Source organism: Streptomyces sp. HM190 (assembly GCF_009857135.1).
Taxonomy (GTDB): domain Bacteria; phylum Actinomycetota; class Actinomycetes; order Streptomycetales; family Streptomycetaceae; genus Streptomyces; species Streptomyces heilongjiangensis.
Genome location: NZ_CP047318.1, coordinates 6836911 through 6852188 on the forward strand (window position 1 = coordinate 6836911; position 15278 = coordinate 6852188).

Genomic DNA, 15278 nt, shown 5'->3' on the forward strand with positions numbered 1-15278 from the left:
AAAGTGGGGAACCAACGACGGCATATGTCTTTCTTGCCGCGGCGCCGTGCGTCACCCCTCTTCGGGGCGGGCACCCGGACCGGTCCACCGCCCACCCGCCCCGGAAACGGAACCGCCGTACGACAGGGGGTGGTTGAGAAACGACCTGTCCATCCGGCTGCACCGCCGCCCGCTCCCGGAGTACCCTTCCTTGATCGTTGAGTAGGGGTGGGCTCGGGTGAGCGGAAGGCGGTGCGCGGGTGGGCTCGGGAGGGCTGGAGCTGCCTCCTGGTGACGCGGGTCACGAGGGGAACTCCACGGATGTCCCGCCCGGCGCGGTGTCCCTGGCACGGCCGATGGAGACGGGATCCATCGGCCCGGAACTGGACTGGAACGCCGACGCCTGGCTCGAGGTGCGCACCCGCGCCCAGCGGGCCGGCCGCGCCTACATCTGGCTGAACCTCGTCGAGCAGCGGCTGCGCGCCGTCGTGGCCGCCGTGCTGCGCCCCATCTACGAGCCGGTCCACGGCGACGACTGGGTGGTGGCCGCCGCGGGCCCCGCCGGGCAGGAGTGGGTGCAGCGGGCCGTCGCGGTGCGCGAGGTCAGCCGCCGCAAGGGCTATCTCCTCGACCCGGCCGACGACAACGTCCTCAGCTTCCTCACCCTGCCCCAGCTGCGCGAGCTGATGGTCCAGCACTGGCCCTGCTTCGAGCCGTACGTCGACGAGCGGCGCGACGTGGAACTGGCCCTCGACGAGCTGGAGGTCACCCGCAACGTCGTCTCCCGCAACCGGGCCCTGTCCGAGGCCGTCCTCGCCCAGGCGGAGCGGGCCTCGGCGAAGCTGCTGGAGATACTCGGCGCCGGCAGCGACGTGCCCTCGGCGCGCCGGCTGCCCGTCGACGCCGTGGAGGAGCTGATCGGCGACCGGTACGCGGACGTCGTCGCCGTGCACCCCGACCGGGTGCGGCTGCTGCGGCAGTTCCCCGCCGAGGACCTCTTCGGGGGCGCCCGCCGCCTCGACGCCATCGGTATAGGACTCAACCTGCTGGTGCAGAACTTCTCCGGGCGGCGGCTGGTGCGGCTCGCCGAGTCCGGCTGCCGTGTCCGGCTGCTGTTCCTCAACCCGGCCTCCAGCGCCGTCAAGCGCCGCGAGCGGGAACTCGGGATAAAGCGGGGCGAACTCAGCCGGGCCGTCGAGATGAACATCCTGCACATGCGCCGGGTCCGTTCCCGGCTGCGCGACCCCGGGGCCTTCGAGATCCAGGTCTTCGACGAGACGCCCCGCTTCACCGCCTACCTGGTGGACGGCGACGGCTCGGACGGCATCGCCGTCGTCCAGACCTATCTGCGCCGCACCCGCGGCATGGAGGCGCCGGTGCTGGTGCTGCGTGGCGGCAACCGGGTACTGAAAGCGGACGAGAGCGGCGAAGCAGGGCTTTTCGATACGTATCGCGAGGAGTTCGAAGTGGCCTGGGCCGACTCCCGCCCGGTGTCATGAACCGCGCCACACCCCCGGAGCGGGTCCTGCGCCACACCCCCGGACCGGGTCCCGCGCCGGGCCCGGAGCGCCTGCCGGGCACCGCCGAGCGGAACGCGGTCCTCGGACTGTCAGTGGCGCGTGCGATGGTGGTGACCACTGGGGGAGAGCACCACCAAGAAGGGGGGCCGGCATGGGTTGGCACCGGCAGTTGCTGATCGGCTTCGACCTGGAGACCACCGGGACGGACCCGCGCGAGGCGCGCATCGTCACCGGTGCGGTGATCGAGGTCAGGGACGGGGAACCGGCCGGCCACCGGGAGTGGCTCGCCGACCCGGGCATGGAGATCCCGGAGGAGGCGGTGGCGGTGCACGGCATCACCAACGCCCGCGCGGCGGCCGAGGGCAGACCCGCCGACCAGGTCGCCGACGCCATCGCCGACGTCCTCGTCTCCTACTGGAAGACCGGCGTCCCCGTCGTGGCGTACAACGCGGCCTTCGACCTCACCCTCCTGTCCGCGGAGTTGCGCCGCCACGGCCTGCCGTCCCTGCGGGACCGCCTGGGCGGCCCGGACCCCGCCCCCGTCATCGACCCGTACACCATCGACCGCTGGGTGGACCGCTACCGCCGGGGCAAACGCAACCTCGAAGCGGTCTGTGCCGAGTACGGCGTCCCCCTCGACGCCGCGCACGACGCCTCCGCGGACGCCCTGGCCGCGGCCCGGCTCGCCCGCGCGATAGCCGACCGCCACCCCAAGGTGGCCGCCCTCGGCCCTGCCGAGCTGCACCGCCGTCAGATCGAGTGGTATGCCGCGTGGGCGGCCGACTTCCAAGACTTCCTCCGCCGCAAGGGCAACGCGGACGCGGTGGTCGACGCGACCTGGCCCCTGCGCGAGCCGGCGGACGAAACGGTCCGCTAGGAACCCTCCTTCCGGTGGACCCGTCATGGACGCACCACGGATCGACGCACGGACCGACCACGGACCGCCCCGGAAAGCGAGCAGCCGGATGATCTCTCTGCGCGAGACACGCGACAGCGACGTGCCCCGCTTCTGGGCGCACCAGTCCGACCCGGACGCGCAGCACGCCGCCGCCTTCACCGGCACGTACCACTACGACCGGGCGGAGTTCGACGCCCACTGGGCGCGGATCCGCGCCGACGACGGCGTCGTGCACCGCACGATCCTCGCCGACGGCGAGGTGGTCGGCCAGACAGCGGTCTACGGTCCGCCCGACGAACGCGAGGTCACCTACTGGATCGACCGCGCCCACTGGGGCCGGGGCATCGCCACCGCCGCCCTGACCGCCTTCCTGGACCTCGTCCCGGACCGCCCGCTGTACGCCCACGCGGCCGCCGACAACACCGGCTCGATCCGGGTCCTGGAGAAGTGCGGCTTCGCCGTCACCGGCCACGACCGGGGCTTCGCCCTGGCGAGGGCGGCCGAGATCGACGAGGTGACCCTCACCCTGACCTGACCTGAGTCCCGCGGTCAGAACGGGTACCAGCGCACCGTCTCGTCCCCGTCCCGCAGCGAGGCGACCCGGCGTTCGAACTCCGCCAGCGCCTTGGGGTTGCCCGGCGCGTGCTGCGCCACCCAGGCGCAGCTGGCCGTCTCCCGGGCACCGCGCAGCACGGAGCAGCCCTCCCACGCGCGGACGTCCCAGCCGTAGGCGGCGGTGAAGGCGTCGTACTCCTCGGCCGGCAGCCCGTAGCGGTCGTGGGACAGCGCCATGACGACGAGGTCGTGCTCGCGCAGATCGTCGGAGAAGGTCTCCAGGTCGACCAGGAGCGGGCCGTCGGGCCCCACATGGACGTTGCGGGGCAGGGCGTCGCCGTGGATGGGACCCGGCGGCAGATGGGGGACGAGGGCCGCGGCCGCCGCCGCGAACCCGTCGCGGCGCTCCCGCAGATACGCCGCGTCGGCCGGGTCGACGGCGTCGCCCGCGAGACGCAGCCAGCGCTCGACGCCGCCCAAGAGTTCCCGGGGCGGAAGGCCGAGGCCGGGGGAGGGCAGCGCGTGGACCAACCGCAGCAGTTCGGCCACATCGCGGGCGCCGGCCGGGCGTACGGGGTCGGGCAGCCGGTGCCACACCGTCACCGGGTGCCCCTCCACGAGCAGCGCCTCCGACGTGGCGGCCCGCACCGCGGGGACGCCCGCCCCGGCGAGCCAGGCCGCGACCCGCAGCTCACGCCGGGCCCGGTCGAGGAGTTCGGCGTCGCGGCCCACCTTGACCACGAGGTCACCGGCGGCGAACACCGCGTTCTCGCCCAGCGCGAGCAGCCGCGCGTCCCCGGCCGCGCCGGCCGGCACGCCCGACGCCGCCAGCACCTCCCGCGCCCGTGCCTCGTCCATCCGTCGCCTCCGTGTCCGGCCCTGTCCCCGCGGCCGACGCTCCCTCGCGGGAGGCCGGGTTCACGCCCTTGCCGGGTCAGTCTCGCATTCGCACTGGTCGGGCCGTGTGCGCGGTGCCTTGACGGCTGTCCTGCCCTCAGCGCCATCGCACTGCCGCTGCTGGCTGTGCGCGCCACCGGTCGCTGTCGGCGGACGGACAGCTGTTCCGTCCGGGCGCGGAAGGGAAGGTCGAGGTCTGTGTCGAGGCGGCCCGAAGCGGTCGTGCCGTGGATCGTGCACGACGGGGTGCTGCCCGGCTGGTGTCGAGGACGGCGGAACTCGGCATCACCGTCGTCGCCAGCGACCTCGGTGAACTGCGGGCCCGCCCGGAGGAGGACGGGAACCCGGTGGCGGCCCGCTACCGGCGCCGAGCGGTAATCAAGTTACACGAGACGTATCGTCTTGTTTAGCGTCGCGGTATGACCTCCCACATCGCGATGTTCTCCATCGCCGCCCACGGCCACGTGAACCCGAGCCTCGACGTCGTCCGGGAGCTGGTCGCGCGCGGGCACCGCGTCACGTACGCGATCCCGCCGGCGTTCGCCGAGAAGGTGGCCGCCACCGGCGCCGAGCCCCGGCTGTGGCACTCCACGCTGCCCGGCCCCGACGACGACCCCTCGGCCTGGGGGAGCGAACTGCTGGACCACGTGGAGCTGTTCCTCGGCGACGCGATCCAGGCCCTGCCGCAGCTCGTCGAGGCGTACCGGGGCGACGAACCCGACCTCGTGCTGCACGACATCACCGCCTACCCGGCGCCCGTCCTCGCCCACCGCTGGGGCGTCCAGGCCATCTCGCTCTCCCCGAACCTGGTCGCCTGGGACGGCTACGAGGAGGAGGTCGCCGCGCCGATGTGGGCCGAGCCGAAGAGGACCGAGCGCGGCAAGGCGTACTACGCCCGCTTCCGGGCCTGGCTGGAGGAGAACGGGATCACCGCGCACCCGGACGACTTCGCCGGCCGCCCCGCCCGCTCCCTCGTCCTCATCCCGAAGGTGCTCCAGCCGCACGCGGACCGGGTCGACGAGAGCCGGTACACCTTCGTCGGCGCCTGCCGGGGCGACGGCTCCGCGCAGGGCGGCTGGCGGCGGCCCGCCGACGCCGAGAAGGTCCTCCTCGTCTCGCTCGGCTCGGCCTTCACCAAGCAGCCGGACTTCTACCGTGAGTGCGTCCGGGCCTTCGGCGGCCTGCCGGGCTGGCACACGGTGCTCCAGATCGGACGCCATGTCGACCCGGCCGAACTGGGCGAGATCCCGCCGGGCGTCGAGGTCCGGGACTGGGTGCCGCAACTCGCCGTCCTGGAGCAGGCCGACGCCTTCATCACCCACGCGGGCGCGGGCGGGAGCCAGGAGGGGCTCGCCACCGCCACGCCCATGGTCGCCGTACCGCAGGCCGTCGACCAGTTCGGCAACGCCGACATGCTCCAGTCGCTCGGTGTCGCCCGCCACCTGCCCCGCGAGGAGGCGACGGCCGAGGCCCTGCGCGAAGCCGTGCTCGCCCTCGTCGACGACCCCGACGTGGCACGCCGGCTCCGGGGGGTGCGGGAGGAGATGGCGCGTGAGGGCGGCACCCGGCGGGCCGCCGACCTCATCGAGGCCGCCCTCCCGGCCCGGCCATAGTGAGACGATGCAGGAAAAAGCAGGACGGTTGCGTCTCTACCGTGAAGTCTCGGCGCAATTTGGGTAACGGTCCGGTTGCTTCATAACGCTCGGGTAACGCCCGGCCTGCGGGGAGAGCGCACTGATCCTGTTGCCGAGTACGACCGTTACCCCTGCCGAAAGGTTGCACAGGGCACTTCTTGTACCTCGGGTGAACAGCTCCCAAGCTGAGGTGGAACTCACTTCGAACGCCAGGAAGTTGCCCCATGCGCCGAGACATACCCGACCTCGCAGAGGTGCGCCGCGTCACTCAGAAGAAGCGCGACGCGTGGTGGACCGTGCTCCTCGTCGACCCGGTCGCCACACCGCTCGTGCGGCTCACGGCCAAGTACACGAGGATCACGCCCAACCAGCTGACCTGGGGCGCCTTCCTGCTCGGTCTGGTGTCCGCGGCGTTCTTCGCGCTGGGCGACTGGCGCTGGCTGATCGCCGGCGCCGTCGTCTACCACCTGAGCTTCATCCTCGACTGCATGGACGGCAAGGTCGCCCGGCTCACCGGCCAGGGCTCGGTGTTCGGCGCCTGGCTCGACTTCGTCTTCGACCGCATCCGGGTGGCGGCGTGCGCGGTCGCCCTGATGGCCGGGCAGTACCAGCGCACCGGCGACACCCTCTACATCTGGCTCGCCGCCGCCATCATCGGCTGCGACGCCCTGCGCTACATCAACTCCCTGGAGACCTTCAAGGTCCGCCACACCATGCGCAAGCAGATCAAGTCGCGGCTCCGCGAGGCCCGCCGCGCCGAGAACGAGCGCGAACTCGCCTTCATGGAGGACCTGCTCCGCGAGAACCCCGAGGCCGACATCGAGCAGGACCTGCGCACGGTGACCGCCGAGGCCGTCCAGACCGCCCCCAAGGCCCAGGTCGTCGACCTCCACCAGGAGTTCCGCCGCCGCTTCCCGGCCTATCTGCGGGTCCGTTCCTTCCTGCTGCGCCACCGCGTCCGTCCCCACCTGATCAGCGGCATCGAGTTCCAGATGGGTGTCTTCATGATCGGCCCGCTGGTCGACTCGGTGCTGTCGGCGACCATCGTCTCGGGTGTGCTGCTCCTCGTCTTCGAGCTGGCCATCATCTACAAACTGCTGCTGTCGACCCGGGACTTCACCCGCACGATCGACTCCTTCGACCGTGAGACGGTCGCCGGCTCGGTCACCAGGGCGGCCTGACCTTCCCCACGGCGCGGCGCGGGGGCCGGGGTGCGTCGCGCACCCCGGCCCCCGCGCGCGGGAGAGCCCGTCAGACCCGTACCGCGTCGTCCCTCCGGGGCGCCGGGGCCGGCTCCGGCGACTCGTCGTGGGTCAGGTCCGGCAGGCGGTGCAGCCACGTCGGCAGGTACCAGTTGCGCTCGCCGAGCAGGGCCATCACCGCCGGGAGGAGCACACCCCGGATGATGGTCGCGTCGATGAGCACGGCGGCCGCGAGACCCACGCCCATCTGCTTCATCGACTGCATGGACAGCGTCCCGAAGATCGCGAAGACGGCGACCATGATCACGGCGGCGCTGGTGACGACCCCCGCCGTGGTCACCACACCGTGCTGGATCGCGTCCTTCGTCGTACGGCCCCTCAACCGGGCCTCACGGATCCGCGAGACCACGAACACGTGGTAGTCCATCGACAGGCCGAACAGGATCACGAAGAGGAACAGCGGCAGCCAGGTGATGATGGCGCCCACGCCCTCCGCGCCGACCAGCGAGGCACCCCAGCCGTGCTGGAAGACCGCGACGAGGATGCCGTACGCCGCGCCCACCGACAGCAGGTTCAGCGCGATCGACGTCACCGCGACGGTCAGCGAGCGGAACGACAGCAGCATCAGACCGAAGGCGAACACCACCACGAAGGCGAAGACGGGGACGACCGCACCGGCCAGCTGGTCGTTGAAGTCCTCCGAACCGGCGACCTGCCCGGTGATCGGCGCCTCGACACCGTCCACCGTGCCGAGCGTCGCCGGACGCACCTCGTCGCGCAGCTTGTCCAGGCTCTCGCCCGCCCTGTCGAGGTCGGAGCCGCCCACCAGCGGCACGTGGACGAAGGCGAGGTTCTGCGCGTCGTGCACCTTGATCTCGACCGGGCCGCGGGAGGCACCGGAGCTGACCGCCCGCTCACGGAAGTCGGCCAGCGCCGCCTTCACCTCGGGGGAGTTGATGTCCTCGGCCCGGACGACCACCTCGGCCGGCTCGGAGCCGCCCGGGAACGCCTCGTTGAGCCGGTTGTACGTCTGCACGATCGGCAGCGAGTCGCCGAACTCCTTGTCCAGGGTGAGCTGCTCGGTCTTCATGCCGAGCGCGGGAGCCGCGACGGCGAGCAGCGCGCCGCCCGCGACGACGACCGAGACCACCGGCCGGGCGAGCACGCCCTTGAGGACGGCCGTCCAGAAGCGGCTCTCGCGGTTGACGCCGCCCCGGTTGCGGCGGAGCCTGCTCTGCGGGTGCAGGAAGGGGATCTTGCCCTTCTCGACACGCTCGCCCAGCAGCGACAGCAGTGCGGGCAGGACGGTCACCGAGCCGACCATGGCGACGGCCACGACCATCAGCGAGGCCAGGCCCATCGCCTCGAACTCGGCGAGACCGGTGAACAGCATGCCCGCCATCGCCACGCACACCGTGACACCGGAGACGATGATCGCGCGACCGCTGGTCGCGGCGGCGACCCTGAGGGCCGTCTGCGCGTCCCGGCCGGCCTCGCGCTCCTCGCGCTCGCGCCGCAGATAGAACAGGCAGTAGTCGACACCGACGGCCAGACCCACCAGCAGCATCACCGAGTTGGCGGTGTCGCTCATCGGCATCGCATGGCTGACGATGGCCATCAGACCCATCGTCGCCATGATCGCGGTGATCGCCAGCGCGACCGGCAGCAGGGCCGCCACGACCGCTCCGAACGCGATCAGCAGGATGCCGAGCGCGACGGGCACGGCGGAGTACTCGGCCTTCTGGAAGTCGTCCCCGAACGCGTCGTCGAACGTCTTCATCATGCTGGCGCCGCCGATCTCCTCGATCCGCACCGACCCGTGCTTCTCCTGCACCCCCTCGACGGCCTTCAGCACAGGCTCGATGCGCTCACCGGCGGTCTCCGACTCGCCCTTCACGTCGAACTGCACGAGCGCGCTGCGCCCGTCCTTCGAGATCGTCCGGGTGTCGTACGGCGAGGTGATGCCGCCGGCCGCGCCGGTGCCGTCGACGGCCTCGATCACCGCGTCCACGGCGGCCCGGAACTCCGCGTCCGTGGCCCTGAGCCCCTTGTCCTTCGCCTGGATCAGGACCGACTCGCTCGCCGGTTCCTCGATCCCCGCCTCCTCGACGATGTGGGCGGCGGTACTGGTCTCGCCCTTGAGCTGGTCGCTGTCCCGCACGTCCACCCGGCCCGCCGCCGAGCCGATCCCCATCGCCAGGACGACGAACAGCACCCAGATCCCGACGGCCGCCCACCGGTGCCGGGCGCTCCACCCCCCGGCCCGGGCGGCGATTCCCCGCACCCGTATGTCTCCGTTCCCCATGACGGGCAAGCCCCCTCGTATGCGGTGGCGACCCCCTGCCGCCACCTTCCGTCTCGAAGGTAGGCGCCGCATAAATCCGTCTCGTCGTACTGCCCGGTGAACCCGCGACCGGAAGCCTCCACCCCTCGGACTCCGTCCCCTCCCCACCAGGGAGGACAGCGGCCCCTTACACCTATCCCGTGTTCTCGGGGCCCCGACTCAGGGGCGCGCCCGCCCCGCCAGGGCGGACCACCGGCGCCGACCTGCCTATCGTGGGCCCATGACGACGTACGCCGCGCTGCTGCGCGGAATCAACGTGGGGGGCAGCAGGAAGGTCCCGATGGCCGACCTCCGCACCCTGCTGTCGGGCCTCGGGCACGACGCGGTGGCCACCTACCTGCAGAGCGGCAACGCGGTCTTCACCAGCGACCGCGGCGACGAGGACTCCCTCGCCGCCGAGATCACCGGCGCCCTCCGGGAACACTTCGGCTTCACCGTGGACGTCCTGGTGCGCGACCACGCCTACCTTCAGGCGGTACGGGCCGGCTGCCCGTTCCCGGCCGCCGAACTGGAGGGCAGGCAACTGCACGTCACCTACTTCTCGCACCAGGTGGCCGAGGACCGCTTCGCCGGGCTGGACCGGTCGGACTTCCTCCCGGAGGAGTTCCGGCTCGGCGACCGGGCGCTCTACCTGTACGCCCCCGACGGCCTCGGCCGCTCCGGGCTGGCGCAGGCACTGGCGAAGCCGCGCCTGGTGAAGGGCCTCATCGCCACCACCCGCAACTGGAACACCGTCGTGAAGATGGCCGAGATGACCGCGGCCGGGAGCTGACCATGCGCTACCTCGTCATCGGAGCCGGCGCGGTCGGCGGAGCCGTGGGCGGACGCCTGGCCCAGGCCGGCCACGAGGTCGTCCTCGTCGCCCGCGGCGCCCAGTACCGCGCCCTGCGCGACCACGGCCTGCGCCTGAGGACCCCGGACGGCGACCGCACCCATCCCCTCCCCACCGTGGACGGCCCCGCCGCGCTCGGCGAGCTGCGCGCCGACGACGTCCTCCTCCTCGCCGTGAAGACCCAGGACACCGAGGCGGCCCTCGCGACCTGGGGCCCCGTCCCGGTGGCCGGCGGCGGCACGGCCGCCGAGCGCCTCCCCCTGGTCTGCGCCCAGAACGGCGTGGAGAGCGCACGGCTCGCCCTGCGCCGCTTCCGGCACGTGTACGGCGTCTGCGTCTGGCTGCCCGCCACCTTCGTGGAACCCGGCGTCGTCTCGGCCGCCGGCACCCCCCTCACCGGCATGCTCCACCTCGGCCGCCACCCCCACGGCACCGACGCGACGGCCCACCGCGTCGCCGCCGACCTGGAGAGGTCCCGGTTCGAGGCCCCCGTCGTACCGGACGTCCAGCGCTGGCAGTACGCCAAGCTGCTCGGCAACCTGGGCAACGCCCTCGAAGCGCTGAGCGGCCCCGTCGACAGCGAGGAGGCCGCGGCGCTGTTCGCCCGGGTGCGCGCGGAGGGCGAACGGGTGCTCGACGCCGCGGGGATCGCGTACGCGAGCGCCGAGGAGCAGCGCAGCGCCAGGGGCGACAAGATCACCCTGGTGCCGCTGGACGGCGTCCCGCGCGGCGGCGGCTCCTCCTGGCAGTCCCTCATCCGTGGCACCGGCAGCATCGAGGCCGACCACCTCAACGGCGAGATCGTCCTGCTCGGGCGGCTGCACGGCGTACCGACCCCCCCTGAACGAGCTGCTGCAACGCCTCGCGAACACCTTCGCCCGCGAGCGCCGGCCCGCCGGTTCGATGCCGGTCGCCCACCTGCTGCGGCGGGCGGACGAGGCGGAGCGGACCGGCCGCGGTGGCGCCGGCGGCGGTGTCGCGTTTGTTCAAGAGCCGTGAGCGCGCCGTCCCTAGCGTGGGACGCATGAACAGCCACGACTCGTACCCGCACATGGTCGAATGCGCCGCCGAGGCGGCCCGTGTCGCACGGGGCGTCACGGCGGCGCAGCTCGCCCTCCCCACCCACTGCCCCGACTGGGACGTCCGCGCCCTGGTGAACCACTGGGTCCTGTACACCTCGCACGGCCTGGAACACCGCGCCCTGCGCACCCCGCTCCCCGAGGAGCTGACGCGGCGCGACTTCGCGGCCGACCCGCACTGGGCCGACGCGTACGCCGCCCAGCTGGACCGGGCGGTCGCGGCCTGGGCCGACCCGGCGCACTGGGAGGGCGACATCGACCTCGGCATGGGCCCGCTGCCGGCCGCCGACCTCGCCGGCATGATCATCAAGGAGATGGCCGTCCACGGCTGGGACGTCGCCACGGCCACCGGCCAGGAGTTCCGCGTCTCGCAGGACGCCGCCCGCTTCGTCCTCGGCGTCGTCGAGACCCACGGCGAGCTGTACCGGAAGTACGACGGCTTCGCGGCGCCGGTGCCGGTGCCGCCCGACGCCCCGCTGTTCGACCGGGCGCTGGCGTCGAGCGGCCGTGACCCGAGGGGCGGTTCACCGGCCGGCCCCGGCCAGGGAGCCGGCTGAAAACCCATGGACGGGCCGACCGGGGACGACGTACCGTCGGCTTCCACGCCCTGAGACCGACGGAAGGAGGCGAGTGCCGTGCGGTTCACACCTTTCCTGCGCTCCCTTCCCCGCTGTCCCGGCGTGTTCGACGGGGTCTGACCGGGAGCGCCCCCAGCAGCTCGTATCCCGGAGGAACCCCTCATGACCGGTACGGTCATCCGCGCGCTCACCGCGAGCGACGCCTCTCTCTTCGACGCACACCCCGACCCGCTGGGCGCCCGTGAGAGCCACCGGCGCACCCGGTTCCGCCCCGACTGGAAGCGTGTCGCCCTGCGCGACGGCGAGGTCGTCGCGCGCGGCGCCTGGTGGGGCGGGCCCGACGACCCGGAGCCCGTCAACATCAACTGGTTCGACGTCGCCGAGGGCGAGGAGGAGGCCGGCGCCGCACTCCTGCGCTCCGCCCCCTGGCAGGTCGAACTGGAGATCAACCTTCCCGGCGGCTGGCGGGAGGACCCCGCCCTGCGCGCCGCCGCCGAGGCCCGCTTCGGCGCCGCCCGCGCCGCCGGGTACGCACTCCTCGTGGAACGCTTCCTGTACCGCTGGACCCCCGAACAGGGGCTGCCCGAGCGGCCCGGACGCCTGCGGTTCCGCCCCGAGCCCGACGACGAGGTGTTCCGCGACGCGTTGCGCCGCATCCACTCCGTCACCCTGGACGCCCACGCGCTCCGGGCGATCGAGGAGGGCGGCGTGGACCTGGCCGCCCAGCAGGAGCTCGACTTCTTCCACTGGTGCCCCTCCCCGAGAAAGTGGTGGCAGGTCGCGCACACCCCGGACGGCGACCTCGCCGGCATCCACGTCCCGGCGCACAACCCCTCCGGCCCGACCGTCGGCTTCATCGGCGTGCTCCCGGAACACCGGGGTCACGGCTATGCCTACGACCTCCTCGCCGAGTGCACCCACGTCCTCGTGGAGCAGGGCGCGCAGTACGTGAGCGGGGCGACGGACCGGGGCAACTTCCCCATGGCCGCGAACTTCGCGAAGGCCGGCTTCCCCGTCGTCGGTGAACGCGTCAACTTCCACCCGGCGGACCCGGCGGCCTGATCACCGGTGGGGGCCGGGGCGCGCCGTGTTTCGGCCGCGTCCCCGGCCTGCCACCGCAGCGGATCGCCCGGCGGGGTCGTCGTGCGGCGGTCGGGGGGGGGCGGGCCGGGGTCGCCGTCGCCGGCGCGGTGGAGGTCGCGGTCGTGGCGCGGTCAGGCCGCCGTGCGCTGCCCGGCGTCCAGCGCGGCGGTGTACCGGCGCAGCAGCAGCTCGGCCAGTTCGGGGGAGGGGCCGAGCACCTCGGCCAGGACGTCGGCGCCCGCCTCGCGGGCACCGGCGGAAATCCGGTCCGGCAGCCGGCCGGGCGCGATGACGTACGGCGCCACGGCCACCTGCCGGCAGCCGAGCGCCCGCAGCTCCCGTACGGCGTCCTCCGTGCGGGGCAGCGACGCGGAGGCGAACGCGGGTCGCACGGCGCACCAACCGGTGTGCCGCCACTCCCGCGCGATTGCTGCGATCACCGCGATCGCCTCCGGGTCCGTGGACCCCGCCGAGGCCAGCACGACCCCGGTCGAGGACTTGTCGGCGGGGCTCAGGCCCGCCTCGTACAGCCGGCGTTCGAGGCCCGCCAGCAGCAGCGGCGACGGGCCGAGCACCTCCGCCTGGCGGACCCGCAGCCGGGGCGGCGCGTCCCGCAGCACTGCCGGGATGTCCGCCTTGGCGTGGAACGCGCGGGTCAGGAGCAGCGGCAGCGCCACCACGTCCTCGACGCCCTCCGCCGCGAGGGACTCCAGCACCCCCGGCACCGAGGGGACGTTGAAGTCCAGGAAACCCGTCTCCACGCGCAGCCCGGGACGCGCCGCCCGCACCCGGCGGACGAGGGCGTGCACGGTCGCGGCGTGCCGCGGGTCACGGCTGCCGTGGGCGACGACGAGGAGGACGGGGCTGCGGCTCATCGGGGTCTGGCTCCCTCAGCTCTCTTACGACGGCTCGTGGACGCGGGTCAGCGGCTCACGAGGAGACCGCGGCTGCGCAGCACCCACCGCTCCAGCGGGCTGAAGATCAGCAGGTCGATGGCGATACCGACGATCAGGATGAGGAAGATGGCGAGGAAGACCTGCGACATGCTGCTGTTGGTCCGGCCCGCCTCCAGCAACTGGCCGAGGCCCGTGCCGATGTCCGGTGCCTTGGCGATGATCTCGGCGGCCATCAGCGAGCGCCACGAGAACGCCCAGCCCTGCTTGAGGCCGGCCACGTAACCGGGCAGCGCGGCCGGCATCACGATGTGCCAGGTGCCCTTCAGCCCGGTCGCGCCGAGGGTGCGGCCGGCCCGCAGGAACAGCGGGGGCACCTGGTCGATGCCGGACACCAGACCGTTGGCGATCGACGGCACCGCGCCCAGCAGGATCACCGTGTACATCACCGAGGGCTCCAGCCCCAGCCACACCACCGCGGGCGGCACCCACGCCACCGACGGCAGCGACTGCAGACCGGAGAGAATCGGTCCGATCGCCGCGCGCACGATGCGGACCCGGGCCACCAGCAGACCCAGCGGCGTGCCGATGGCGAGCGCCGCGAGGAAGCCGAGCAGACCGCGGGAGACGCTCGTCCAGATGTAGTCGAGCAGCGTCCCCTGCAGCCAGGCGTCCTCCACCTCGCCCCACACCGCGCCCGGTGAGGGCAGCTTGTACGGCGGAGCGACCTCGGCCCAGACCAGCGCCTGCCAGACCGCGAGGGTCAGGGCGATCGCGACGACCGGGGGCAGCACCTTCTGGACGAGCACCTGACCGAGCGGCGGCCGCCCGGTCTGCACCGAGTCCAGTGCGTCGAGGCCCGCCTCCAGTCCCGCGAGGTCGTCCGAGTACTTGACGTCCCCGACGGTCCCGACGGTCCCGACGGTCTTGACGTCCTTGCCGCCCTGGACGTCCTTGCCGGAGGCGTCGCTCGCGGTCTCAGTGCTGGCCATGGCGGCGGATCTCCCTACGCAGTTCCTCGGTGATCTCGACGGACAGCTCCGCCACGGCGGTGTCCTCGATACGGCGCGGCTGCGGGATGCCCACCGTCCACTCCCGGGCCACCCGGCCAGGACGGGAGGACAGCAGCACGACCCGCTCGGCGAGCCGCACCGCCTCACGCACGTTGTGGGTCACGAACAGCACCGACAGGCCGGTCTCGCTCCAGATGCGGGTCAGCTCGTCGTGCAGCACGTCCCGGGTGATGGCGTCGAGCGCGGCGAACGGCTCGTCCATCAGCAGCAGCTTGCTCTCCTGTGCCAGCGCGCGGGCCAGGGCCACCCGCTGACGCATGCCGCCGGACAACTCGTGCACACGCTTGCCGTGCGCGCCCTTCAGCCGGACCAGCCCGAGGAGTTCCTCGGCCCGCTCGCGGCGCTCGCCCTTGGGGACCCCCCGGAGCTTGAGGGCGAGTTCGATGTTCTTGCCTGCGGTCAGCCACGGGAACAGCGCGTGCTCCTGGAACATCAGCGCGGGGCGGCCGTCCGTCGCGATGCTGCCCGCGGTCGGGGCGTCCAGCCCGGCGACCAGGTTGAGCAGCGTCGACTTGCCGCAGCCCGAGGCACCCAGGAGGGTGACGAACTCACCCGGCGCGACATCGAGCGTGATGTCGTCGAGGACGAGCTGCTGCCCTCCCGGCCCGGGGAAGGACTTCGAGACGTGCTCGATGCGGGCGGCGTGCCCGACCGCCCGGACGCTGTCGTCGGCCTTGGCGAGTGCGGTGGCCATGGTCGTCACCTCCTGGG

Annotated in this window: 14 protein-coding genes and 1 pseudogene; 10 read left to right on the forward strand and 5 right to left on the reverse strand. The window is 72.8% G+C overall.

The features are described 5' to 3' along the window. The first annotated feature begins 239 nt into the window (after positions 1-239). The 3 genes from GSY65_RS29245 (at position 240) to GSY65_RS29255 (ending at position 2932) form a co-directional block, all read left to right on the forward strand. Positions 240-1478, forward strand: a complete 1239-nt coding sequence (locus GSY65_RS29245; protein ID WP_159774250.1) for an SAV2148 family HEPN domain-containing protein — start codon at positions 240-242, stop codon at positions 1476-1478. Between the two features lie 172 nt (positions 1479-1650). Next, positions 1651-2376, forward strand: a complete 726-nt coding sequence (locus GSY65_RS29250) for a 3'-5' exonuclease (protein ID WP_159774252.1) — start codon at positions 1651-1653, stop codon at positions 2374-2376. 88 nt (positions 2377-2464) lie between these two features. Next, positions 2465-2932, forward strand: a complete 468-nt coding sequence (locus GSY65_RS29255; protein WP_201452851.1) for a GNAT family N-acetyltransferase — start codon at positions 2465-2467, stop codon at positions 2930-2932. Positions 2933-2946: 14 nt separating this feature from the next. Here GSY65_RS29255 and GSY65_RS29260 read toward each other — a convergent pair whose 3' ends face one another. Beyond that, positions 2947-3810: a phosphotransferase enzyme family protein gene (locus GSY65_RS29260; protein WP_159774256.1), complete on the reverse strand. Its 864-nt coding sequence runs from the start codon at positions 3808-3810 to the stop codon at positions 2947-2949. A gap of 299 nt (positions 3811-4109) precedes the next feature. On the opposite strand from GSY65_RS29260, the gene GSY65_RS29265 reads away from it, so the two are divergent. From GSY65_RS29265 to GSY65_RS29275, 3 genes are all read left to right on the forward strand, one after another. Continuing rightward, positions 4110-4259 carry a hypothetical protein gene (locus GSY65_RS29265; protein WP_159774258.1) on the forward strand — a complete coding sequence of 50 codons (150 nt, stop codon included), beginning with the start codon at positions 4110-4112 and terminating at the stop codon, positions 4257-4259. 9 nt (positions 4260-4268) lie between these two features. Then, positions 4269-5462, forward strand: coding sequence for a macrolide-inactivating glycosyltransferase (mgt, locus tag GSY65_RS29270; RefSeq protein ID WP_159774260.1), 1194 nt, complete (start codon positions 4269-4271; stop codon positions 5460-5462). 245 nt (positions 5463-5707) lie between these two features. After that, on the forward strand, positions 5708-6664 hold the full coding sequence (locus tag GSY65_RS29275; protein ID WP_159774262.1) for a CDP-alcohol phosphatidyltransferase family protein: 957 nt from the start codon (positions 5708-5710) through the stop codon (positions 6662-6664). Positions 6665-6734: 70 nt separating this feature from the next. Here GSY65_RS29275 and GSY65_RS29280 read toward each other — a convergent pair whose 3' ends face one another. Further along, positions 6735-8990, reverse strand: a complete 2256-nt coding sequence (locus GSY65_RS29280; RefSeq protein ID WP_159774264.1) for an MMPL family transporter — start codon at positions 8988-8990, stop codon at positions 6735-6737. Positions 8991-9249: 259 nt separating this feature from the next. On the opposite strand from GSY65_RS29280, the gene GSY65_RS29285 reads away from it, so the two are divergent. From GSY65_RS29285 to GSY65_RS29300, 4 genes and pseudogenes are all read left to right on the forward strand, one after another. Then, positions 9250-9801 carry a DUF1697 domain-containing protein gene (locus GSY65_RS29285; protein ID WP_159774266.1) on the forward strand — a complete coding sequence of 184 codons (552 nt, stop codon included), beginning with the start codon at positions 9250-9252 and terminating at the stop codon, positions 9799-9801. Positions 9802-9803: 2 nt separating this feature from the next. Beyond that, positions 9804-10860 (forward strand): annotated as a pseudogene (locus GSY65_RS29290) (ketopantoate reductase family protein). A 25-nt stretch (positions 10861-10885) separates the two neighbouring features. Beyond that, positions 10886-11497 (forward strand): TIGR03086 family metal-binding protein, encoded by a 612-nt coding sequence (locus tag GSY65_RS29295; protein WP_159774268.1) that lies wholly within the window; start codon positions 10886-10888, stop codon positions 11495-11497. Positions 11498-11680: 183 nt separating this feature from the next. After that, the gene (locus tag GSY65_RS29300) at positions 11681-12580 is read left to right on the forward strand and encodes a GNAT family N-acetyltransferase (protein WP_159774270.1); all 900 of its coding nucleotides are present in this window, start codon (positions 11681-11683) and stop codon (positions 12578-12580) included. Between the two features lie 152 nt (positions 12581-12732). Here the strand turns inward: GSY65_RS29300 and GSY65_RS29305 are convergent, their stop codons facing one another. The 3 genes from GSY65_RS29305 to GSY65_RS29315 are packed head-to-tail and all read right to left on the reverse strand — an operon-like array spanning position 12733 to position 15261. Next, a complete protein-coding gene (locus GSY65_RS29305) occupies positions 12733-13476 on the reverse strand; it encodes a sirohydrochlorin chelatase (protein ID WP_159774272.1) in 744 nt (247 codons plus the stop codon). Positions 13477-13523: 47 nt separating this feature from the next. After that, a complete protein-coding gene (locus tag GSY65_RS29310; protein ID WP_159774274.1) occupies positions 13524-14486 on the reverse strand; it encodes an ABC transporter permease in 963 nt (320 codons plus the stop codon). Continuing rightward, positions 14473-15261 (reverse strand): ABC transporter ATP-binding protein, encoded by a 789-nt coding sequence (locus tag GSY65_RS29315; protein WP_159774276.1) that lies wholly within the window; start codon positions 15259-15261, stop codon positions 14473-14475. Before GSY65_RS29315 ends, GSY65_RS29310 begins: the two co-directional genes overlap by 14 nt. Between the last annotated feature and the right edge of the window lie 17 nt (positions 15262-15278).

Coding starts and splice junctions, on each gene's coding strand:
- GSY65_RS29250 (WP_159774252.1), top strand. CDS start 1,651: ATGGGTTGGCACCGGCAGTTGCTGATCGGCTTCGACCTGGAGACCACC.
- GSY65_RS29255 (WP_201452851.1), top strand. CDS start 2,465: ATGATCTCTCTGCGCGAGACACGCGACAGCGACGTGCCCCGCTTCTGG.
- GSY65_RS29260 (WP_159774256.1), bottom strand. CDS start 3,810: ATGGACGAGGCACGGGCGCGGGAGGTGCTGGCGGCGTCGGGCGTGCCG.
- mgt (WP_159774260.1), top strand. CDS start 4,269: ATGACCTCCCACATCGCGATGTTCTCCATCGCCGCCCACGGCCACGTG.
- GSY65_RS29275 (WP_159774262.1), top strand. CDS start 5,708: ATGCGCCGAGACATACCCGACCTCGCAGAGGTGCGCCGCGTCACTCAG.
- GSY65_RS29280 (WP_159774264.1), bottom strand. CDS start 8,990: ATGGGGAACGGAGACATACGGGTGCGGGGAATCGCCGCCCGGGCCGGG.
- GSY65_RS29285 (WP_159774266.1), top strand. CDS start 9,250: ATGACGACGTACGCCGCGCTGCTGCGCGGAATCAACGTGGGGGGCAGC.
- GSY65_RS29295 (WP_159774268.1), top strand. CDS start 10,886: ATGAACAGCCACGACTCGTACCCGCACATGGTCGAATGCGCCGCCGAG.
- GSY65_RS29300 (WP_159774270.1), top strand. CDS start 11,681: ATGACCGGTACGGTCATCCGCGCGCTCACCGCGAGCGACGCCTCTCTC.
- GSY65_RS29305 (WP_159774272.1), bottom strand. CDS start 13,476: ATGAGCCGCAGCCCCGTCCTCCTCGTCGTCGCCCACGGCAGCCGTGAC.
- GSY65_RS29310 (WP_159774274.1), bottom strand. CDS start 14,486: ATGGCCAGCACTGAGACCGCGAGCGACGCCTCCGGCAAGGACGTCCAG.
- GSY65_RS29315 (WP_159774276.1), bottom strand. CDS start 15,261: ATGGCCACCGCACTCGCCAAGGCCGACGACAGCGTCCGGGCGGTCGGG.